The sequence below is a fragment of the Endozoicomonas numazuensis genome, assembly GCF_000722635.1.
In the GTDB taxonomy this organism is placed as follows: domain Bacteria; phylum Pseudomonadota; class Gammaproteobacteria; order Pseudomonadales; family Endozoicomonadaceae; genus Endozoicomonas_A; species Endozoicomonas_A numazuensis.
Genome location: NZ_JOKH01000003.1, coordinates 678,255 through 701,343 on the forward strand (window position 1 = coordinate 678,255; position 23,089 = coordinate 701,343).

The following is a 23,089-nucleotide window of genomic DNA, read 5'->3' on the forward strand; positions in this document are numbered from 1 at the left end:
CTCACAGGCGCGCTATCATCAATTGCGGCACCAACGTTCTGCGAGTTGCTTCTGGGGAGTATGATTTCTGGTGAAGGGTTTCTTACACAAGCCCTTCTGGTAATTCAATATGAAAACGTCTGGAGCAGCTATCACCATTGGGTCTCACAGGGCAAGTGGCGATGGCGAGATCTGGCCCACCGTCTGATATTGCTGGTTTGCTCCAAAGTACCTGACGGCCAGATCACTTCCATTATCCTCGACGACCTGACAATTGAGCGGTGCTCTGCCAAAGCTCCGGCATGCAGAATACATCGCCAGCACAGCAAGAAAAAGAACCGTGGTCTTTATATCCTTGGTCAATGCTGGGTTTTTCTGGCGATTGCCTTCCAGCGGCCATCAGACAAAGTGCACACAGCTATTTCTGTGATGGCATTTCCGTCTCCCAAATCAGGAAACATCAGCAAGATTAAAATGGCAAAAGCCATGCTTAAATCTGTACGGCAGTCCCTTCAGGGGCGGATACTGCGGCTGCTCACTGACAGCTGGTTTATGAATGGCCCCAGGATGCAACCCGCACTCGAACTGGGTTACGAAGTCATTGGTCATATCCCCAAGAACCGGGCACTTTATGCGCTTCCTGTTGAAGCAAACCCACCTTCTCCCTTTAAGCGGAAAGGACGCAAGCGTATTTATGGTGCCAAAATGACGCCCGAGGAAGTAGAGAAGTTACCGGTAACCACAATGACTGTCTGGCTTTACAGAAAATACCGGACCGTCTCATTCCGTTCCTGTATTTGCCGTGCCCGTTTTCTGAAAGGTCGTATTGTCCGTGTCGTCTGGAGTCGCTTCGAAAATGACAAGGGACAAACAGAAACCAAATTATTTCTCTCGATTAATCCTGACCTGGAAGCCCATGAGGTGCTTTTGGCTTACTCGCTGAGATGGCCTATAGAGCCCATGTTTCAACAGCTGAAACACGAATTCGGATGTAAACATTTGTGGCAACGAAGGCTCAGAACAGTGTTGCGATGGATGCATATAAAAATGGCGGGGTATGCATTGATGCAATTACTGACCATTTGTCAAAATCCAGCGGCTATTGCAATAGCCAAAATCGCCTGGAGGCTCCCGGATACCGTCACAGCCGGAACGCTTAGGCGCGCAATGTTTTGGATTATTCCGCAGTTTCGAATTCGTGACTGCTGGAACCGATATGAGCAAAAATTAGAGCTGGAATTACCAGATAAAGATGAACGTTCGGGAAGCATTTTGCTAAAAGCAACATAACTGAACGCAAAAGCAGCTATTTAATGAGCTCAGGCAGGTTTGCGTCCTACGCCTGGCGGTGTTGGTTGCCTACATCCTACACATTTTACCGAACGTTCATGTTTTTAAAACTCTAAACCTGAGGCCTTGTATCTGCCGCCTTTTTGCCTTGCAGAGCACGTATAGGACTTGTTCGCACCTTCCTTGGCTGCAGCTTATTCAATACGGGCATGATCTAATTACTTTTTTCCTCATTCTCCAGCGGATGATGCTTTTTAATATGACTTTGCTACCAGTATACAAACGCTGAAATATTTGAATCCGAAAGCTATGCTTGGGCGTATATCTTTGTTGATAGGCAGGTGTCTGTTTTAGATCTTTCTTACTTTTATAATCTTGTTGGGTTTTTAAATTATGAGTAGCAGTGTTGAGAAACGAGAGTCGTCCATTGGCTATCATGTGGGTCTTTTTGGAACCGTATTAGTACTTCTCTGGATTGGTATTTATAAGTTTACTCCAACCGAAGCCAAGCTGATTGAGCCGCTGGTCGTCAATCATTTTGCCATGGGCTGGTTGTATGATGTCCTATCGGTTGAAGCGGTGTCGAGCATTATCGGGGCTGTTGAGATTATTGTTGCTATCGGATTAATTGTTGGCTTGAAAAGTCCGAAAGTCAGCTTCTATTCGGGCATTGCTGCAGCATTTATTTTCCTGTCTACGCTCAGCTTTTTGATCACAACACCGAATGTCTGGAAGGTATCTGATGGCATTCTGGTCACTAATTTCTTTCTGGTGAAAGATATTCTGTTTCTCGCGGTTTCTATCTCTGTCATAGAAAGAAGTTGGTTCAGATTAAAGCATTCTTAATAACTTACTGACTCTCTATCTTCATAACCCCAGGTGGTTAGATAGGTGATTCTTCGAAAGCCGGAAAAGTTGATTTTCCGGCTTTTCTGTTGGAAGGTAGGAAAATCACGAATTTAATATAAGAAGTAACAGGGGGCGTTTGTACGCGGTCAGGGAATATGACGGCGGGAAGTCAAAATAATAAAAAATGGTACCGACAGGGAGTCTTCCAGTCATGGCGATTGCCCAATCTCACTCTATCCGGCTTGCGGCCTGGCGTTCTGGCTTTGCGCTTGCAGGTAGCTTATCACTAGCTTTTTCTGTTTCGGTTCATGCTGCCGAGTTTGCCTCTGAAGATGGCAATATCACGGGGGCTTTGGATACAGCGGTTTCCTACGGTGCCATGTGGCGGGTAGAAGGCCGGGATAATACCCGCTATCGGGGCAGCAGCACCCCCAATCACGATGATGTCAATCTTAATGACGGTAACCGCGCGTTTGATAAAGGGCTGGTCTCACAGGTGATTAAAGTCTCTGCCGACTTGGAGATTGACTGGCAGGAACAGTATGGGGTGTTTATTCGCGGAACCGCTTTTTATGACTCGGTGTTGATGGATACCCATAACGACTGGAACAGTGTTAACCGGGATGCTGTCGTTGCTGGTTTTCCTGAGCAGACAGGCACCCATCCATACGGCAATGACTGGGCCAATGATGTGAAAAAGGGGCAGGGTCGTGATGCCAAGATTCAGGACGCCTATTTCTATGGTGCCTGGAATGTGGGTGAAATGCCTCTGGATATTCGCGTGGGGAAGCAAGCCATGAACTGGGGGGAGGGGCTATTCTACCGCGATGGAATTAACACCATCAATGCTCTGGACGGCGCGTCTTATGCTTTGCCGGGCTCTGAGGTCAAAGACCTGCTGATTCCCCAGAATGCTGTTTCTTTTAGTCTGGGTATTACCGAAAACCTGTCCATGTCTGCTTTTTACCAGTTCCAGTGGGAAGAGACGGTTTTGCCAGGAAGGGGTACCTATTTCAGCACCAATGATCTTTTCGTTGAAGGCGGGAGCAAGGGGTATAACGAGATCCCTTCTGATCTGAGTTCAGTGTCTGGTTTGTATGCATTAGCCAATTCAGGAGCCAGCCTTTATCAAGATATGGGCATAAAAACGGCGGGCGATTATATTGTTGTGGCTGACACATCAGGGAAAATAGAGGCTGATGACAATGGACAATGGGGCTTCAATTTTAAATATTTTGCAGAAGAATTGAATGATACCGAGTTTGGTTTTTACTTTGTGAATTACAATTCCCATGTTCCCTACATTCAAGCTCAGCTCGATCGTTCTTCTGTTAATCAGGCTTTGGCAACGGTTTCACAAGCCTCCAGTCAACTCAAGATAGCGAATACATTAGCCCAAACGATACCTAGTGTCGGCGTTAGTCTGGAAACAGCTCTGATATCAGAGAAAAAGTGTCTGGATACCGTTTCATGCGCACAATATCTGGCAGGGCAGGCTGCGGGTGCCGCTGTGCTATCCAATGGTGTTTCAGCCACTCGTGTGTTCCCTGAAGATATCCAGATGTACGGGGTCAGTTTTAATACGGCTTTCGGGAGTACCTCTATAGCGGGTGAATTGGCCTATCGGCCTAATGCGCCCATGTGGATTGATCATCCTGACGATCTGGTGGATGGCTTTAAGGATAATCTCCCTGCCATTTTGGCCGGGGCTGACTGTTTCACCAATTTTTCACAGGCTCATCCGGGGCAGGAGTATTGTCTGAGTTCGGGAGCCTATAAAAATTATGATGAGATCAAGCTCTGGACAGGGTCTCTGGTGTTCGTTGAAAACTTTGGTCCGCGCATCGGGTTTGACGGACTTTACGGGATTCTGGAACCTTCCTTTGAATATATCCAGAATCTGGATGATTACGATACGTTTGTCTCGACGGCATCCGGTGCCTATGGCGCATCATTTGCTTCAGACTACACCCCATCCCGTGATCGTCTGGACAAGTTTAGCTGGGGCTTTACCGCGGTACTGTCGGGTGAGTTGAATGATGTCTTTGCCGGTATCAACCTGAATCCCTATGTGATTTACAAGCATGATGTCAGTGGGAACTCCCGTCGTACCGGCAATTTTCTGGCCGGCAGAAAAGCGTTCACTCTGGGGGTCAAGGGGCTCTATCTGAATGCTTTCGAAGCTGGGCTGGCTTACACTACTTTCTATGGTTCAGAGAGAACCAATGCCATTAACGACAGAGATAATGTCGCCTTCAATATGAAGTACTCATTCTGACGGGATAGGGATGCTCATAATGAAAAACAATAAAAACAGCCATGAGCCGGACATGCCGCTCACCGGAATGCAGAACGGCCTGACCTCTATAAATAGCGAAAAAGCCCGGAAACACCCTGCCTCTATTATAGAAAGCAGCCGTTGGCTGTTGGCGACATTGATGCTGGCCGTTACGTTCCCTGTCAGTCTGAATGCTGCTGTTTCTGAACAGGAAGCTCGCAGGTTAGGTAAGGATCTGACGCCCATTGGAGCAGAAAAATCCGGCAATAAAGAAGGTACGATTCCAGCGTGGAGTGGAGGCATCAAGGAAGGAGAAATTCCTAAAGCCTTCAAGCCCGGAATGCATTACCCCAATCCTTTTCCGGATGACAAGCCGCTGTTTGTCATTGATAAAAGTAACCTGGATAAGCATCGGGACAAGTTGACGGATGGACAACTTGCGTTGTTTAAAACCTATCCTGATACCTTCAAGATGCCCGTGTATAAAACCCGCAGAACGGCACGTCAGCCAGAGCGGATTTATTACAATACCCAGGCAGCGGCCACCAAAGCGGAACTACTGGATGGTGGTAACGGATTTAAGGGCGCTTATGATGCTTACCCCTTTCCCATCCCCCAGAATGGTCTGGAAGCGATCTGGAATCACATTGTTCGTTATCGTGGAGAGTATGTGGTCAGGAGGGCCTCAGAGGTCGCTGTACAGAGAAGCGGTGCCTACTCACTGGTAACCTCCCAGCAGGAAGCTCTGCTGAACTACAACCTGCCGGGTGGTTCTGAGCAGAGTCTTGATAATACTATTTTTTATTATTTGTCGTTTACCCGGTCTCCTGCTCGTTTGGCAGGTGGTGCTGTACTGATCTACGAAACGCTCAACCAGATCAAACAGCCCAGACAAGCGTGGGGATACAATGCCGGTCAGCGAAGAGTACGCCGGGCTCCGAATCTGTCTTATGACACCCCTATTGCTGCTTCGGATGGGTTAAGAACGGCAGATGACACCGACATTTATAATGGTGCTCCTGATCGCTACAACTGGGTGCTGAAAGGGAAAAAAGAAATTTATATTCCTTATCACAATTACGAGCTGGTCAGCCCCAAATTGAAATACAAAGACATTTTGACCCAGGGACATGTTAATCCTGAGCATACCCGCTACGAACTGCATCGGGTCTGGGTTGTGGAAGGTCAGCTCAAGCCTGGTTCTCGCCACGTATACTCAAAACGTGTTCTCTATCTTGATGAGGACAGTTGGGGGGCGGCCGTTTTGGATCAATACGACAGCCGTGGAAATCTCTGGCGAGTCAGTATGGCTTATTTGATCAATTATTATGATCGGCCTACGGTCTGGACCGGGTTGGATGTTTTTCATGATCTTCAGGCGCGGCGCTATCATGTTCAGGGGCTGGCTAATGAAGAGTTGTCGTATATTGACTTTGAGCGTGCTATCCCTCCCAAAAACTACTTTAAACCATCGACCTTAAGGAGGCGGGGGCGCCGATAAAGTCGCCAACGTCTATAAAACAGCCTGAAAAGTTTGACTTTTACAGGCTGTTTTTCTTTTAAGATGAAGTGTTTTGGTGTTTTTTGTAGTCCTTATGGACGATTTTGTAAAATGCCGATATGAAAGGTTTGGCGACACTTTACTTGTCTGTTTATAATCGCTAGTCAAAGAATAAGTCAAAAGAAAATCAGCCCTGATAGAAAGTGTCGTCTAGTTGCCTGCCACCGGTGGTCGGGCTTTCAGTATGTAACGCTTTCACCACGAATAATAAGAATGATTGAGGGGAGCTGCATGTCTTTGTACCCTGGATGTAAGAAGATGTTACACATGGATTGGAACGGACAGGCTTCCAGAAGGAAGAGTTCCACAGTGAGGGTTGTCAGGCACTGTGTGATGGCTGCAGGCCTGATGCTGACAGCAGTCAGCCAGGCTGCTGATGCCAAAACGACAGAGCCTCAATTCGCCAAAATGAGCAATATGGCGTCCAAGTCGCTGTTGCTGGATGTGACCCGGGCAGCAGAATCTGCACGAATGGTCACTGTCGGCGACAGAGGTCATATCCTTTACTCGGATGATAACGGTATGAGCTGGAATCAGGCAAAAGTGCCGACTATTCAGATGCTCACTGCCGTTTATTTCCCATCGGATAAGATTGGGTATGCCGTAGGCCACGACGCCATCATTCTCAAAACTCAGGACGGCGGTGAAAGCTGGCAGAGAGTTTATGACGATATTGATCTTGAAGCACCACTACTGGATGTCTGGTTTGACGATGTAAATACCGGCATAGCCCTGGGTGCTTATGGCACTATCCTTCAAACCCGCAACGGGGGTAAGGAATGGGTCGACATCAGCAGCCGGATCAATAACGAAGAAGAGTTTCATTACAATGCTATTGCCGGTGATGGTAATGGCAATGTCTATATTGCCGGTGAATCAGGTATTCTGTTTCATTCAGCCGACAGTGGTCGTACCTGGCAGACACTGAAAAGTCCTTATGGGGGCAGTCTGTTTGGTGTATCTGCTGGTCAGGGCGAAGTCCTGATACATGGCTTGAGGGGTAATGTTTTTCGCAGTACGGATCAGGGTAAAAACTGGCGTTCTGTGAGTTCCGGCACGGGTGAGACATTATTCGGTTCTGCCGTTATGGAGAACGGAAAAAGTATTCTGGTGGGCACTTCCGGCTCCTTTGTTTCCGGCAAGGCCGGACAGTGGAGTGCTGTTAATCGCAGCGACAGAGTGTCACTCAGTGCTCTGGCCCCGGGTGCGGACGGAAATATTGTAGTGGTAGGGCAAGGGGGCATCCACAGGATGAGCCCAAGCGGTGAAGTGCTGGAAAAAGGCGCTCCGACCAAGTCTGAAAAAGAACAAGAATAAATACCAGAGGCTGTAGCTTATGTCGTCGAATCACTTCAGCACGGAACCCATTCTGGAAAGGTTCATCTTCAAGAATAGATTGCTGATCTGTCTGCTGTTTCTGCTGGCAACCCTTTTCCTGAGTTGGAAAATGGTAACCGGGTTGAGAGTAGATGCCAGTTTCCAGAAGATGATCCCGCTGAATCACCCCTTTATTCAGAACATGCTGAATAATATGGAGTCGGGTAGTTCAGGCAATACTATCCGGATAGCGGTATCCAATAATAATGGCGATATTTTTGACGCCGAATATATGGAAGTACTGAAAAACCTCAATGATGAGGTGTTTTTCCTTCCCGGTGTTGATCGCTCCAAGCTCAAATCGTTGTGGACGCCCAGTGTACGCTGGACTCAGGTCACTGAAGAAGGTTTTGCCGGTGGTCCGGTTATTCCTCAGACCTATGATGGTACCCAGGCCAGTCTGGATGAACTGAGGCAGAATATTCTGCGCTCAGGTCAGGTAGGACAGCTGGTAGCCAATGATTTTGAATCCAGTATTATCAGCGCTCCATTGTTTGAACGTGATCCTGAAACAGGCAAAGCACTGGATTACCGTGGATTGTCTGACAGTCTTGAAGAGCTCAGGGAAAAATACAATGAGCAGGGTGTGTCTCTGCATATTGTCGGAATTGCCAAGGTTTTTGGTGATCTGTTTGATGGTGTTCAAGCCATTGTCATGTTCTTTATTATGGCTATTGGCATAACAGCCGTTCTTCTTTTCCTGTATTCCCGCTGCCTGCGCAGTACTCTGGTTCCTCTGTTTACCTCTCTGGTTGCTGTTGTCTGGCAGATAGGTTTACTGGCGACGTTCGGATACGGTCTGGATTTATACTCTGTACTCGTACCGTTTCTGATTTTCGCTATTGGTGTCAGTCATGGTGTGCAGATTATTAATAGTGTTGGGGTCGAAGCGGCTGCCGGTGCCGACAAACTGACTGCCGCGCGTCGTGCATTCAGAAGTCTTTATATTCCGGGTATGGTGGCTCTGGCTTCCGATGCTATTGGTTTTCTGACACTGTTGATTATTGAAATTCAGGTGATTCAGGATCTGGCAATGACCGCCAGTATCGGTGTGGCTGCGATCATTCTGACCAATCTTGTGTTGCTGCCAGTGTTGATGTCTTTTGCAGGTCCCAGTGAGAAGTCTGTAGCAAGGATTCGGGCTAAACAGCAGGATGAAGGCGGTGTATGGGGTTTGTTATCGCACTTTGCTCACCCTAAAGTTGTTCCTGTCTCTGTAGTGATAGCCATTCTGGGCTTCGGGTTTGGCATTTATAAAGCCCAGGATTTGAAGGTTGGTGACCTGGATCCCGGTGCTCCGGAATTTCATCCAGATTCACGCTACAACATGGATAACCTGTTCCTCACCAGTAACTACTCAACCAGTGCCGATCAGTTTGTGGTGATGGTGAAAACCGGTGTTGAGAGTTGTTCGACCTATCCTGTCATGGAAGCCATTGACCGCTATATGTGGAAGATGGAAAACGTCGAAGGGGTTCAGAAAGCTATTTCGCTGGTGACTGTCTCCAAGCGGGTTATTACCGGTCTCAACGAAGGTAATATCAAATGGCAGACGTTGTCTCGTAACCCGTATGTGCTGAACAGCTCGGTATCTAATGCCGGTTCATTGTTTAATTCTGATTGCTCTATGGCTCCGGTTGTACTCTATCTGGATGACCATAAGGCAGAAACGCTTGAGCGAGTTGTAGCAGCGACCAAGGCCTTTGCTGAAAGCAATAACAATGATGACATGCAGTTCCTGCTGGCAACCGGTAACTCCGGTATCGAAGCAGCGACCAACGAAGTCATTGGCAAGGCTCAGGCAGAAATGCTGATCTGGGTATACTTTGTTGTCAGTGTCCTGTGTCTGTTGACCTTCCGTTCTCTGAGAGCCGTATTCTGTATTGTTATCCCGCTGGGATTGACCTCTGTGCTTTGTCAGGCTCTGATGGCTTATATGGGTATTGGGGTGAAAGTAGCAACACTGCCGGTTATTGCCCTGGGTGTTGGGATAGGTGTGGATTACGGTATATACATCTACAGTCGTCTTGAGAGTTATCTGAAGCAGGGTATGCCTCTGCAGGAAGCGTATCATAAGACGCTGCAGATCACGGGTAAGGCGGTTACCTTTACCGGTATGACTCTGGCGATTGGTGTAGGCACCTGGATCTTCTCACCGTTGAAGTTCCAGGCAGATATGGGGATTCTGCTGACCTTCATGTTCATCTGGAATATGATTGGCGCAATCTGGCTGTTGCCTGCTCTGGCTCGTTTCTTTATCAAGTCAGAGAATCTGCAGGGAACCGGCGAAAAAAAGTCTGAAACGTCAGGCAAACTTTCTACGGTCTAACTGACCTGCCTCTGAATAGCCGGCCATTCCTTTTTGGAATGGCCGGCTTTTTTTTTGTCTGAATTTTATCCATGTACGCTTTAGCTATAGTGTTCGGGTGTTAACGACATAGCATTGATATGAACACACTAAAGGGTTTACTGATCGGCTGTTCGTTTTTTTCTTCCCTGATGTTGGCCAATGCCGACGATTCAATTGCTTAATATTGAGCGACTTTTGAGCGCAGGTAAAAAAGTGGCCATTCTGGTGATTGATATGCAGCCAAAATACGACAAGGTATTTTGGGTGAGTGAGAAAGAAAGGGTGGTCAGGGAGCAAGTCAAACTGATCCGCTATTTTGCCGAATTTGAGAATGTTCGGTTTATTGATGTTCGCTGGCGAGGTGGAGGCGAAACGCTATCGGAAATGATACGGAACAAGTATTATCAGATTTTTCTTAAAAACATTTAAAGGGGGCATTTGATCAGAGTGTTCAGCTATCAGACCCAGAGGGTGCTCAAAGTGTGATCGAAGGCCTCTCGTGGCAAAGAGTCATCTTACACTTGCAGGAAAATGGAAGCCAGGAGGAGGGCTTGATGCAGCCCAGCGTTATATCCATACCGTTCGCACTGAAGCCTGTGGAAGTGCATTACCAGTATTCTTCGACAGGTTCAGGATGAACGGTAGTCTGTATAGTCATTAGCGCTTCGCGGCGTCAGGGGGCTCTGCTATGGAGCCCCCACCCCTGAGCCTTAGTTTGGATAAAGGTCGTTTAAATCCTCTGCTGATTTTGACTGTCCACCCTTCTTTTTGCGAAGAGAGGCGCATAGTTTAATCAGCCCGGTTGTATCCAGTTTCTTTTGGCTTTTTGAATAAAGAGACGTCTCCAGTTGCTGGAAAAACGGGGTTAACTTTTGGCTGTTGAGTTTTTTCAGACAGCGATCAGTCGTCACCAGTGAGTTGTCCTGGTATAGCGCCTGAGTCCAGTTAATAAAGGCTTGTCTGACTTGAGGCAGGTCACCCGACTGGCATGAGGATTCGAAGTGACGCCAGGCTTCTTTCTCATCCAGCTTTGATAATGAGTCCTTACTTACGTCATCTGTCGTGCCCGTGTTTTGTGATCGGGCTCGGCACCGCCATAAGGCTATCAATGTCAGAATCCAGAGCACAGCAAACAGTGCAGAGACTGATGGCCATAGCCAGCTTCGTGTATTTTCTGGCATCTCAATCTGAGCAGGAGGGCAAACAGCTTCCTGGGTGTTGTCTACTGCCTGAGCAGGTATCTCGGGCACTGCTGCGACGACTTCGTCATTCTCTGAAGGAAGAACTGTAATGGTCTTGGCAGGTATGACCGCTACTTTTTCAGTCTGGGTATCGGTATCAAACCATTTGTAATGCACCGGTGGCAGTTCAATTTTTCCTGGGCGCGTCGGTATCAGAGCTATAGCTTCGATACGGTTGCCTATGACTCCTGAGTCAGTCGCTCGGTCATCGGTTGCGGATTTGTCCGGGTAAGTATTGACCCCGTCGGGTTTAGGCATATTAATGGCCGGAAGTTGGACACCGGTCAGGCCCTCTGCTTCAACGACAATGGTTCGGGTGATGGCATCTCCAACTTTGACTTGATCCAGCGGGGCACTCCAGCCATCGGTCAGCGTCAGGTTACGAGCCGGCAACCAGACGGGGCCACTGAATCCATCTGGCTGTGGTTGGACATTCAGAGTGATTTCAGAAGACCTGGCGGCAACAGGCTTGCCACTCATTGAGAAAATACTACCAAAAGTGTCTCTGCGGTCCGGCATGGAAGCAGAGAAGGTCAGGCCAGGTATCTGCATAGTGCCTGGCTTTTGAGGATGTATGGAGAAATTAAGTTCGAAGACTCCGTAACGTTGACCATCCTGTATCGTTTCATAACTTCGGGTTTCACCCAGCTGCTGGACAATGGCACCATCAATATTCAGCGGAGAGAGTCTGCGATCGTCGTATAGTTGGACTCGGTAGTAAATCTTCAGCGTCAGAATGACTTCTTCCTGAATGTAGGGGGTTTCATCACTGATTTCCGTGCGAATAAATACTGGACCGATTCCTCCGGAGCTTGCGGTTTGTTCACTGGGCGTACTGCTGACGTTTAATCTGATGGCTTTAGATGTCATGTTTTCCAGTTGCAGACTGGGGATCAGAAGTCGGCCGGACTTTTTAGGGGAAAGGGTAACGATCCAGTCCCGCCAGGATTCATTTTTACCATTGATAATTCTGATCTGTCGGCTCTGGCGGGTACCCAGAATGTCAAAGTCATTTTCAAGAGGTGACAAATCCGGGGCTGCGCTGGTATCGCTGTCTGTTCTCAGAGTGAGTTCCAGGGTTTCGTATTCTGCCAGACTGCTCCGGTCAACCGTAGCGGTAAGGGCGGCCATAGCCTGAACAGACAGAATCATACCGGCCACCAGAACCAGTATTTTACTCAGTTTGGAAAAGATCGGGTTCACCATGACTGCTCCTGTTGTCTCTTTTGCTCTCTCTGCTGTTGCTGCTGAAGGAATTTGCGTCTAAGCAGTCCCCCTGGATCATCCGGTATGGTTTTCAACCAGTTTTCGATTGCCTGCTGATCCGGGCTGGTAGTGGCTTGTTGATCAAGAGAACGAATGGCCTGCTCATCCTGATCACCTTGCTCCTGTGATTCTCCAGACTGAGCTTCTTGCTGTTGCGCTGTCTCATCCGGGGTTTGTTGCTCTGATTCTGGCTGTTGGCTGGAACCTGATTGTTTTTCCTGATCTTCTTCTTGCTGATTATCGGCTGACTGGGAGCGAGAGGATTGGGACTGATCCTGTTCCTGGTTTTTCTGGCCAGAGTTATTCGGGTTTTGTTGCTGTTGGTTTTCCTGGGAATTTCCCGAATTCTGTTGTTTCTCAGAATCCTGCGATGGGTTTTGTTGATCCTGACCTTGTTGATCCTGATCTTGTTGATCCTGACCTTGTTGATCCTGACCTTGTTGATTCTGACCTTGTTGATCCTGACCTTGTTGATCCTGACCTTGTTGATTCTGATCTTTTTGTTGATTTTGCTGTTGGTCGTTGTCCTGTTGCTGTTGCTGTTGCTGTTGCTGCTTTTTCAATGCATCAATCAGCTTTTTATTGGCTTTGGCATCTTCCATGTCGGGCTCCAGTTCCAAAGCTTTGTTGTAGGCTTTTTCTGCTTCGTCCAGTTTTCCCGCTTTAGCCAGCGCGTTACCTTGGTTATAGAAACCATCAGCGGTGTTTGATTGTGCAAATGCACTGGCGGCTTCTTCGTATTTCCCTGCCTGATAGAGGGCTTCGCCTTTCCAGTCCGGTCGAGTGAACTTTTCTGCGGCCTGTTCGGCTTCCTTGTTATTCAGGGCTTCCATCGCTTGCTGATTACTGTTCTTCCAGAGGCTGTTCCACTCCATAGCTTCTGCAGGGGGGGACGGGAGAACAGCGGCCACCAGAAAGATCGCCAGCCAGCCTTTTCTGAAACCAGCCAGTGCCAATGGCAACAGGAGTAATACCAACCAGAAACCAGTGTCGTGCCATTGGTCAAATTGTCGCTCAACTTTGACAGAGTTATCGTTGAGTCCTGCTTTTGGCAGAACGGCTTTAAGGTCACTGTCGTCCAGAGCCATATCTGCATAGATGCCGCCAGTCGATTGAGCTAATTGACGAAGCTGTTGGACGTCTTTCTGAGGGACAATAATGGTTCCCTGGCTGTCTTTCAGGAATCCGCCTCCAGGCAGACTGATAGGGGCTCCTTTTTCACTACCAATGCCCAGAATGGAAAGACTACTCCCCTTTTTTTGCAACAGTGAGCGAATGTCGCTGATCTGTTTGTGAGGAATCTGATCGGTGATCAGCAGTATATCGCCTGCTTCTCCTGCCCCTTGTTCCAGTAACGCAATCGCTTGCTCAATACCTTTCAGAGGGTTATCACCCTGTTCCGGCATAATCTGTGGGCTAAGTGCCGGTACCAGATTGGCTAGGGTGCGATTGTCGTCTGTTAAGGGGGAAACTGTGTGAGCAGATCCGGCATAGGCCACTAATGCAGACAGCCCATCCTTACGTAATTTGAACAGATCTAACAGTTTGTAGCGTACCCTTGAAAGCCGGTTGGGTTTAATGTCTTCAGCATACATTTTGTAAGACATATCAACGACCACGACCAGGGGTTGCAGGCTTTTGTTGACAGGGGTGGGTACTTTTTGCCACGCCGGTCCGGCCAGGGCCACTACGGCCAGTGTCCAGCCTGCCAGAAGCAGGTAGACGGGCAGTTTGCTTTGTTTTTCGCTGCGCCCCTGTAATAGATGTTGCAATAATTCAGGTGCGATTACTCGTTGCCAGTCCCCGGTCCGTTGCTGCTGTCTCCAGAATGCGGCTAACAGTATCAGGCAGGGGATTAATGCCAGTAACCAGAGTGGACGAAGAAAGTGGAATTGACTAATGAGTTCACTCATTGACGGCTCCTCCCTGACAATCCGATGGAGGCTTCAGGAAAGGCCTTCAGGGTGGCCATGATCAGGCTTAGCATCAGTGCCAGAGCCAGGGGCCAGAAAAAAAGCGCTATGCTGGGTCTGAAGCTTTCTTCTTCCTGTTTAACCGGCTCAAGTTTGTCGAGCTCGCCGTATATCTTTTCAAGTTCTTTGGTATTTTTCGCCCGAAAATATTCACCGCCGGTCAGCTCTGCAATTTCCTTCAGTGTTTTTTCGTCAAGATCGGCGGACGGGTTGATTCGTCGGGCACCAATGGATGAACCAAAAAAGCCAGGCTGAATCATTTCGTCTGCACCCAGCCCAATGGAATAAATACGAATATTCTCCTGAGCGGCCAGCTTGGCGGCCTGGACAGGTGTTATTTCTCCGGCGGTATTGGCGCCGTCGGTTAACAATATAAGAACCCTGCTTTCCTGGGGGCGCTTGCGTAGATGTTTAACCGCCAGACCCAGAGCGTCACCAATGGCTGTTTTGTTACCTGCCATGCCAATCTCGGACTCATCCATTAGCGTGCCAATGGTTTTCAGGTCAAAGGTTAACGGTGCCTGCAGATACGCCTGAGAACCAAACAGAATCAATCCAAGACGGTCGCCTTTGCGCCTTTCAATAAAGTCAGTCAGTACATGTTTGGTGACTATCAGGCGATCAACGGACTCTCCGTTCAGTTCCATGTCGCCAATTTCCATGCTGCCTGACAGATCAACAGCCATCATTAAGTCTCTTCCTGAACCTTCTATCTGAACCGGCTCTCCGAGCCAGACCGGTTTTGAGGCGGCCAATACCAGCAGGATCCAGATCAGCCAGGGCATCAGGGTTTGCCAGCGTTTCAGGGTGTCCTGATGCTCGGAATGTTCTCCGGCGATATCTGCCAGCCCTCTATAAAAGGGGACTCTTAAAGCAGCGCCAGAGGCGCGGGTAGCGGGGCTGGCAATACGATAGACCAGCCATGGCAGGGGAGCTGCCAATAACATCCAGGGCCATTGCAACTCAAGCATGGTGTTTCCTGATCCAGCTGACAGTCAGTTTATGGAGCTGATCCACATCGACCTCTTGTTTATCTTTCACTTTGGGCGTTGGTTTAAAACGGGTGTCACCCAAAGCTTGTCCAGGTTTTGCGCTGAACGCTGTAATGCCACTCTTTCGAGAGAGAAAGTCCAGCCAGGCATTCCCATAAAGAGGGGCTACTTGTTCAGCTGGATAGGCATGCAATGCAGTTTTTTTCAGTAAACGGTTGCAGTCATTGGCAAACTGCAACGGGTTCTGATGTTTCTGAAAGGCATTGAAAAGAATATTGGCCTGTTGTCGTGCCTGTCTGCGATAGCGATTACGGCGAATGTAACGAATCAGCAATACAGTGATCAGGGTAATGACGGCTATGACCAGCACTGCAGACAGCCACCAGCCGGGAGCCGGTGGCCAGAAGCTGACCGGGTCCGGAAGATGGTTGGGGCGGAGCTGGTCCAGAGGATTCTGCGTCATGCTGGCCTCCCTCTATTCACCCGGGAGCCAAACCAGGCTTGAAGCTGACTGCCGGTATCCTGACCAGCCTCCAGTTCCATTAAGGGAACTCTGATACTGGCCAGTTGGTCTTTCAATGATGTCTGAAACTGATGATGCTGCGACCGATATTTCTGGCGAAGATCCCTTGAGCGGGTATCGATGGTTTTACGGTGCATGCCATTGGTGATGTCGTAGCGACCGGGTCGGGGTAACTCAGATTCCAGAGGGTCTGTCACTTGTATGGCCATCAGTTCGCAGTGCCTTGATAGTCGTGACAAATGACGAAAACTTTCTTCATCCAGCTGGTGGAAGTCACTGATGACAAAGACGTTGGTCCCCGGATGGGCAACTCTTCGGGCATGTCGTAATGCCTTGCTCAGATAATTGTCCTGTTGCTGGTGAGGCATGTTTTCAGCGGTGAGGCTTTTATTATGTTGTTCAAGTTTATTCAGCAGGTGCATCAAGGTTTTTTTAGAACGCTTGGGGCGGATTTCGCTGAGACTCTGCTCATCAAAGATCAGACCACCGATGCGGTCACTGTGCTGCAGAGTGGCCCAGGCCAGCAGAGCGCCAGCTTCCGCAGCAGTGACCGATTTGAAGTTTAACTGGCTGCCAAAAAACATCGAGTGGCTCTGGTCTACCAGAACCAGAACCGGACGCTCCCGTTCTTCACGAAACAGTTTGGTGTGGGGTTTCATTCGGCGTGCGGTGACACGCCAGTCGATGGACCGGATGTCGTCACCGGGCTGATAAGCCCGCACTTCCTCAAAGTTCACGCCTCTGCCCTTGAAAGGCGAGTAACCACTACCCGCCAGTAAACTGCGGGAATGATTTTGACGGAAAATGGCCAGTTCCCTGGCCTGGAAACGAAGGCTGACCAGCTCTTTCAGTTCCGAATATGCTCCACTCATTATCTGCTCCTGGTTCAGGCTACGGGAACCCGGTTCAGTAGCTGATCAATAATATGATCAGCATCTTTACCTTCTGCCTCGGCTTCAAAGGTCAGCAGCAGTCGGTGTCGCAGAACATCATGGGCAACAGCCTGGACGTCGTCAGGGCTGACAAAGTCTTTGCCGTTGAGCCAGGCTCTGGCACGTGAGCAGCGATCAAGGGCAATGGTGCCACGGGGGCTGGCTCCATAGTCTAGATATTCGCTCAGGCGATCATCGTAAAGAGCAGGGTGACGGGTAGCATTGATCAGCTGAACAATATATTCCTCGACGACAGGCTCCATGTGAACAGCCAGAGCTTCTTGTCTGGCTCCCAGAACGTTGGCCTGAGTCAGTGGGGTGTCAGGCTTGACCGGAGATTGTTTTATGGCTTCGCCACGAGCCAGTTGTAAAATCTTTCGTTCGGCTTCTACATCGGGGTAATTGACCCGAACGTGCATCAGGAAACGATCTAGTTGGGCTTCAGGCAGCGGGTAGGTTCCTTCCTGTTCAATGGGGTTCTGGGTGGCCATCACCATAAACACTTTAGGCAGTGGATAGGTTTTTCGGCCCACACTGACTTGGCGTTCTGCCATGGCTTCCAAAAGGGCTGACTGGACTTTGGCGGGAGAGCGGTTGATCTCGTCGGCCAGTACCAGATTCTGAAAAATGGGCCCAGGCTGGAAACGAAAACTGCCGTCTTCCGGGGTGTAAATATCGGTACCCGTGACGTCTGCAGGCAGCAGGTCCGGCGTGAACTGAATACGGTGAAAGCCCGCTTCCAGGCCATCGGCCAGTGCTTTGACGGCACGGGTCTTTGCCAGACCCGGAGCGCCTTCAACCAGAAGGTGACCATCGGCCAACAGGGTTATCAACAAACGGTCAACCAGGTGCTCCTGTCCGATAATGCAGCTACAGAGGTATTGTCTGAGTTCATTCAGTACTGAATTGTGAGACATAGAATCTTGTATCCCGGGTGGCTCCTGGCATCTGTCTGGGTGGCCATATCTGCCTGACAGCTGCCTCTGTTTATGTGAGTTCGTTATTGTATCCGAACAGTGTCAATCTGTGCCTTATACCTGTTTATTTTTAAGGCCCGGATACTGTCAACTGTTACGGGTTGTCCTGCTCTACCTGTTGCTTTGAAAGCTGACCAAAAATGGACAGGACTTTTACTGTTCTTTGTTGTCTGGACAAAATTCCTGTTCGGCTACCTTGGTTTCATCGACCCAAGGTAGCTGATAGTCCACTGTCAAAGTCCAGTTGGGCAAAGCTTCCGGCCTTTACCTATAGTTCAAGTAGAGACCTTGTAATATAGGTTCAGTGGCCGCCAAGGTCTAGTAGTTCAAGGGAAGCTGTCAGTTAACTGACAGCTTCTTTTCGATTTGTGGACAGAGACTCCAAGGCTCTTTTATATGAGAGCAAAGGTCGATAAGTTGATAACAGGTCTGGTGTATTTTCTTTAGACAGAGTTTGTTCCTGAAGGTTTCTTTTTCAGGCGACGAAGTTGTTTATAGTTCCAGCCCCTGTCAGCTTGCTTCTTGATCAGGATCAGGCGACATTCAGAAGCTGTTGACGTAGGCATTTTCAGGCTTATTTAAGGCGTCAGCGGCCCCTGGCAATACATTTTCTTATCCGGAGATGCCAGCATGGGTCATCACGAAACTTTGGAACGGAAGGAGTATTTGGACAAGATTGTTGAGAAGTTGAGCAACCAAATACCCGAGCAACAAAAAGAAGCCCTTCGCGAGTTTGTTTACCAGTACTACTCCATGGATACCCGCCGGGAGCTGAATAAATGCAAGCGTCGGGATCTTCTGGGCTCAACCCTCTCGTTCTGGAAGTTTATCCAGCATCATGACCCTGACAGTCCGGGCATAGAGGTACTCAATCCAGATTATCCACACCATGGCTGGCACTCAACTCATACCATTCTTCGCCTGGTTCACCGCGATATGCCTTTTCTGGTGGACTCCCTGCGGATGAAACTGAATGAGCGGGGATTGACCATTCATAACCTGCGTAATACTGTCATTCATAACCGCAGAGACCGTCATTTTAACCTGATTTTTGATCTTGATGCCGAGGCATCTGTTCACAGAGAAGCCATTATCTATGTTGAAATAGATCGTCAGGATAATGAAGAAGAGCTTGATGTGATTGCTGAGCAGGTCGCTGCAGTGATGGCCGATGTGGTCAGGGTTGTTCAAGATTACCGGCCTATGTACAGCCGGGTGGAGCATCTGGCCAGCTCGATGATGGGGGGGCAGGCCGAACAGGTGAAGGAATTCCTGAACTGGCTATTGAATAATAATTTCACTTTTCTTGGCTATGAAGAATTGAAAGTGGTTGAAACAGAAGGACGACGACAGATTATCCGTCCTTCGGACTCTTTACTGGGTTTATTGAGAACCACCCATAAAGGAGAGATTGGCCAACTTGAACTTGAACCTTTCATAGAAAAAGATTTTTTTGAGCAGAAAGACTGGCTGTCTTTTTCCAAGGCAGCGGTTCGATCCAGTGTTCATCGCCCTGCTTACCCTGACTTTATTACGGTAAGGCAGTTTGCTGATGACGGGTCCGTGGTGGGAGAGGCTCGTCTTGTTGGTTTGTATACTTCTCCGGTATATCGTCAGAGTCCTTTTTCCATTCCTTATATCAACCATAAAACGCAGGAAGTCATCGAGCGATCTGAGCTGGATCCTAAGAGTCATCATGGCAAGGAGCTGGAGCAGATTCTGGAAGTTTTCCCCCGTGATGAACTGTTTCAGACGCCCAGAGATCAGCTGTTTACCACGGCTATGTCCATCCTGAGAATTCAGGAACGTAAGAAAATTCGGATTTACATTCGTCAGGACCCTTATGGCACTTTTTGTTCGGCGTTGGTGTTTGTTCCCAGAGATGTATACAGCACCAACCTTCGTATCAAGATGGAAGAAATTCTTTGCCAACGGCTCCATGCGGTTGATTCTGAGTTTACGACGCATTTTTCAGAATCCGTTCTGGCCAGAGTGCACTTTATCTTCAAACTGCGTGGTCGAATTGAGTACGACCTGGAAGCGATTAATGATGAGCTGACACTGGCCACCAGCTCCTGGATTGATGAGGTTCGCTCGGCACTCCTGGAGTCTTATGGAGAAGCCAAGGGCAATAAACTGATTGCCATGTATGCGTCAGGGTTTTCTGCCGGTTACAAGGAAGCGTTTTCACCCGAGTCAGCCGTGGTGGATGTAGAACACTTTGAACGCATCAATGACCAAGAGTCATTGTCTATGGGGTTCTATCGTTCTCTGGATGATGCACCTGGTCGAATTCATTTCAAGCTTTATCATTATGTCGAACCTTTGCCCCTGGCTGACCAGATTCCCATTATTGAAAACCTCGGACTCAGGGTGCTGGCTGAGTATCCCTATCTGATTCGAAAGAATGATGGGCAGGTGATCTGGATTCACGACTTTTTACTGAGCTATGACCCACAGAAGTCGGTGGATATCCAAAAAGTTGATAAGACTTTCAAAGGCGCTTTTGAAAAAGTCTGGTTCGGTGAATCGGAAAATGACCGCTTTAATCTGTTGGTGCTGGCTTGTGGTATGAACTGGCGTCAGGTGGCGATGCTTCGAGCCTATTCCCGATACATCAAACAGATTCGGATGGGATTCAGTCAAAGCTATATAGCGGAAACACTCTGCAACAATATAGACATCACCCGGATGCTGGTGGAGTTATTTGAGGTTCGCTTTAATCCCGAACTCTCGCTCTCCAAGACGCAACGGCTGGGGCGGCAACAGCAGATTCAGCAAGCCATTCTGGAAGCACTGGACCAGGTCACAGTACTCAGTGAAGACCGTATTATTCGTCGTTTCCAGAGTGTCATTACCGCTACGCTAAGAACCAATTTTTACCAGCTTGATGCTGATGGTAAATCAAAGTCGTATATCTCCTATAAGCTGTCGCCAAGGGATATTCCCGATATTCCAAAGCCCGTCCCGCTCTATGAAATTTTTGTTTACTCGCCCAAAGTTGAAGGTGTCCATCTACGGGGTGGCAAAGTCGCTCGTGGCGGACTGCGCTGGTCTGATCGGGTAGAAGATTACCGTACCGAGATTCTTGGGCTGGTAAAAGCTCAGCAGGTCAAGAATGCGTTGATTGTACCTGTCGGTGCAAAGGGTGGCTTTGTACCCAAACAGTTACCTGTGGATGGTAATCGCGAAGCCATCATGGAAGAAGGGGTTGCCTGTTATCAGACCTTTATCAGGGCTCTGCTCGATGTTACCGACAACCTGTCTGAATCGGATGTTATTCATCCTGAGTCGGTAGTGTTCTATGACGATGATGACACTTATCTTGTTGTAGCGGCTGACAAGGGCACTGCTACGTTTTCTGATGTCGCCAATAAGATCGCCAATGAATACAGTTTCTGGTTAGGGGATGCTTTTGCTTCGGGAGGCAGTGTTGGTTATGACCATAAGAAAATGGGGATTACGGCACGGGGAGCCTGGGTTTCGGTTCAGCGTCATTTTCGAGAACGAGGCGTCAATGTTCAGAAAGATCCGATCTCGGTCATTGGCGTCGGGGATATGTCCGGCGATGTTTTTGGTAATGGCATGCTCTCTTCAGAAACACTGGAAATGGTAGCAGCTTTTAACCATCAACATATTTTTGTAGATCCTAACCCGGACGTAGAGCGGAGTTATATTGAGCGACAAAGGTTGTTTAATCTTCCGCGATCCAGCTGGCAGGACTACGATGCTTCCTTGATTTCGGAGGGCGGCGGAATCTTCTCCCGGCATGCCAAGTCCATTGCAGTGTCGGCAGAGATGAAGGAACGCTTTGATATCAAAGCTGGCCGAATGACACCTAACGAATTGATCCGCTCTTTATTGAGGTCACCGGTCGATCTGATCTGGAATGGCGGGATTGGCACCTACGTGAAAGCCATTAACGAAAGTCATGCCGATGTAGGTGACAAGGCCAATGACCCTCTGCGTATTAATGGTTGTGAACTCCGTGCGAGAGTAGTGGGCGAGGGAGGTAACCTGGGTCTGAGTCAGTTGGGCAGGGTCGAGTATTCCCTGCAGGGTGGTGCGCTGAACACCGATTTTATTGATAATTCCGGTGGTGTGGATTGCTCTGATCATGAAGTGAACATCAAAATTCTTCTCAATGATATTGTCGCCAGTGGTGACATGACGGTGAAGCAGCGTAATGGGCTGCTGGAGAGTATGACCGATGATGTTTCAAGGTTGGTGCTTTCCAATAATTATCGCCAGACTCAGGCACTCTCTCTGGCTGAGTCAGAAGCCCGGTATCGGATGGATGAGTATAAACGTTTCATGGAGTATCTGGAGGGCGATGGCAAGCTTGACCGGTCTATAGAATTTCTGCCCGATAATGAAGCTCTGGCAGAGCGGGTCGGGGCGGGTCAGGGGCTAACACGTCCTGAACTGTCGCTGCTGATTTCATACAGTAAAGCCGATCTCAAGGAAGCTCTGATCAGTTCAGATGTGATTGATGAACCTTATATGACGAATGAACTGCATACGTCATTCCCGGATACTCTGGTAGAGAGATTCTCAAAACAGATTGATGAACATCGTCTGAGAAGGGAGATTGTTGCGACCCAGATAGCCAACCATTTGATCGACATGATGGGCATCACTTATGTGCTCAGGGTTCGTCAAACGACAGGGGCTAGTGCACCGGAGATAGCCCGGGCATTTATGGTAAGTCGGGATGTATTTGGTATTTCAGATTACTGGCATACCATCGAAAATCTGGACTATCAGCTCACAAGCAGTATGCAGCAACAAATGATGGTGTCATTAATCAAGCTGACCCGTCGGGCCAGTCGTTGGTTTATCCGACTCAAGCGTCAGGATCTGGTGGCTGCAGAGTGTATTGAGCATTTCGGACCGCTGATCAGTAGCTTTACCGAATCTTTTACTGAATATCTCAGTGATTCCGAGCGAGAAGAGCTTGATAGTAAAATGGCTCAGATGATCAATAATCAGGTGCCTGAGAATCTGGCCAAAGTCGTCTGTGGCCTGAGGCACCTGTTAAGCGCCTTGCCCATTATTCAGGCAGCAGATCAAACGGGACAACCTATTGAGAAGGTGGCCCAGACTTATTTTGCCGTGGGTGAACGGCTTGAGCTTAACTGGTACAGCATTCAGCTGGGTAATATAGAAGTTGTTAATCACTGGCAGTCCCTGGCTCGGGACAGTATTCGGGATGAATTGACCTGGCAGCAGAGAGCCTTGACGGTGGCTTTACTCAATACTGAGAGTGAAGAGCAAGAGCTTAACCTGAAGCTGGATGAGTGGATGATGCAACATCATGCATTAGTCGCCCGCTGGCAGAGCATGTTGTCTGAAATTCGTAATGCCAGTGTGCATGAAATGGCCATGTTTACTGTGGCCAACCGTGAGCTAATGGACTTGGCTCAGGCCAGTATGCACTCGGTCACGCATTATTAAGCAGTACCGTTACCCCTGTATAGGTTGTTGTATATAGGTAATGA

Annotated in this window: 14 protein-coding genes; 8 read left to right on the forward strand and 6 right to left on the reverse strand. The window is 48.7% G+C overall.

Annotated elements, in window-relative coordinates; translation table 11 throughout:
* The 7 genes from GZ78_RS15780 to GZ78_RS15810 form a co-directional block, all read left to right on the forward strand.
* On the forward strand, window positions 1–1,269 hold a 1,269-nt coding region (locus tag GZ78_RS15780; RefSeq protein ID WP_236631585.1), incomplete at its 5' end, for an IS701 family transposase.
* Window positions 1,270–1,662: 393 nt separating this feature from the next.
* Window positions 1,663–2,115 carry a DUF417 family protein gene (locus tag GZ78_RS15785; protein ID WP_034837843.1) on the forward strand — a complete coding sequence of 151 codons (453 nt, stop codon included), beginning with the start codon at window positions 1,663–1,665 and terminating at the stop codon, window positions 2,113–2,115.
* 214 nt (window positions 2,116–2,329) lie between these two features.
* Window positions 2,330–4,396 (forward strand): DUF1302 domain-containing protein, encoded by a 2,067-nt coding sequence (locus tag GZ78_RS15790; protein WP_034837845.1) that lies wholly within the window; start codon window positions 2,330–2,332, stop codon window positions 4,394–4,396.
* A 19-nt stretch (window positions 4,397–4,415) separates the two neighbouring features.
* Window positions 4,416–5,897 carry a DUF1329 domain-containing protein gene (locus GZ78_RS15795; protein WP_330217615.1) on the forward strand — a complete coding sequence of 494 codons (1,482 nt, stop codon included), beginning with the start codon at window positions 4,416–4,418 and terminating at the stop codon, window positions 5,895–5,897.
* A gap of 327 nt (window positions 5,898–6,224) precedes the next feature.
* Window positions 6,225–7,274: a WD40/YVTN/BNR-like repeat-containing protein gene (locus GZ78_RS15800; protein WP_161787407.1), complete on the forward strand. Its 1,050-nt coding sequence runs from the start codon at window positions 6,225–6,227 to the stop codon at window positions 7,272–7,274.
* A 19-nt stretch (window positions 7,275–7,293) separates the two neighbouring features.
* Entirely contained in the window at window positions 7,294–9,663 is a 2,370-nt protein-coding gene (locus GZ78_RS15805; protein ID WP_034837847.1) for an efflux RND transporter permease subunit, read from the forward strand.
* A gap of 180 nt (window positions 9,664–9,843) precedes the next feature.
* Window positions 9,844–10,113 carry a hypothetical protein gene (locus GZ78_RS15810; protein ID WP_034837850.1) on the forward strand — a complete coding sequence of 90 codons (270 nt, stop codon included), beginning with the start codon at window positions 9,844–9,846 and terminating at the stop codon, window positions 10,111–10,113.
* Window positions 10,114–10,394: 281 nt separating this feature from the next.
* On the opposite strand, the gene GZ78_RS15815 is transcribed toward GZ78_RS15810, so the two are convergent.
* Genes GZ78_RS15815 through GZ78_RS15840 form a run of 6 tightly spaced genes read right to left on the reverse strand, consistent with a single transcriptional unit; the run spans window position 10,395 to window position 17,528 of the window.
* Complete coding sequence (locus GZ78_RS15815) at window positions 10,395–12,131, reverse strand: BatD family protein (RefSeq protein ID WP_051786231.1); 1,737 nt, start codon at window positions 12,129–12,131, stop codon at window positions 10,395–10,397.
* The gene (locus tag GZ78_RS15820) at window positions 12,125–14,104 is read right to left on the reverse strand and encodes a vWA domain-containing protein (protein WP_034837852.1); all 1,980 of its coding nucleotides are present in this window, start codon (window positions 14,102–14,104) and stop codon (window positions 12,125–12,127) included. The genes GZ78_RS15815 and GZ78_RS15820 overlap by 7 nt, the downstream gene beginning before the upstream one ends.
* Complete coding sequence (locus tag GZ78_RS15825) at window positions 14,101–15,135, reverse strand: vWA domain-containing protein (protein WP_034837855.1); 1,035 nt, start codon at window positions 15,133–15,135, stop codon at window positions 14,101–14,103. Before GZ78_RS15825 ends, GZ78_RS15820 begins: the two co-directional genes overlap by 4 nt.
* The gene (locus GZ78_RS27585; protein ID WP_051786232.1) at window positions 15,128–15,619 is read right to left on the reverse strand and encodes a DUF4381 domain-containing protein; all 492 of its coding nucleotides are present in this window, start codon (window positions 15,617–15,619) and stop codon (window positions 15,128–15,130) included. The genes GZ78_RS15825 and GZ78_RS27585 overlap by 8 nt, the downstream gene beginning before the upstream one ends.
* On the reverse strand, window positions 15,616–16,551 hold the full coding sequence (locus GZ78_RS15835; RefSeq protein ID WP_034837857.1) for a DUF58 domain-containing protein: 936 nt from the start codon (window positions 16,549–16,551) through the stop codon (window positions 15,616–15,618). Before GZ78_RS15835 ends, GZ78_RS27585 begins: the two co-directional genes overlap by 4 nt.
* A 14-nt stretch (window positions 16,552–16,565) precedes the next feature.
* On the reverse strand, window positions 16,566–17,528 hold the full coding sequence (locus tag GZ78_RS15840) for an AAA family ATPase (RefSeq protein ID WP_034837860.1): 963 nt from the start codon (window positions 17,526–17,528) through the stop codon (window positions 16,566–16,568).
* A gap of 690 nt (window positions 17,529–18,218) precedes the next feature.
* Between GZ78_RS15840 and GZ78_RS15845 the strand changes: the two genes are divergently transcribed.
* A complete protein-coding gene (locus GZ78_RS15845; protein ID WP_034837862.1) occupies window positions 18,219–23,045 on the forward strand; it encodes an NAD-glutamate dehydrogenase in 4,827 nt (1,608 codons plus the stop codon).
* Window positions 23,046–23,089 lie beyond the last annotated feature (44 nt).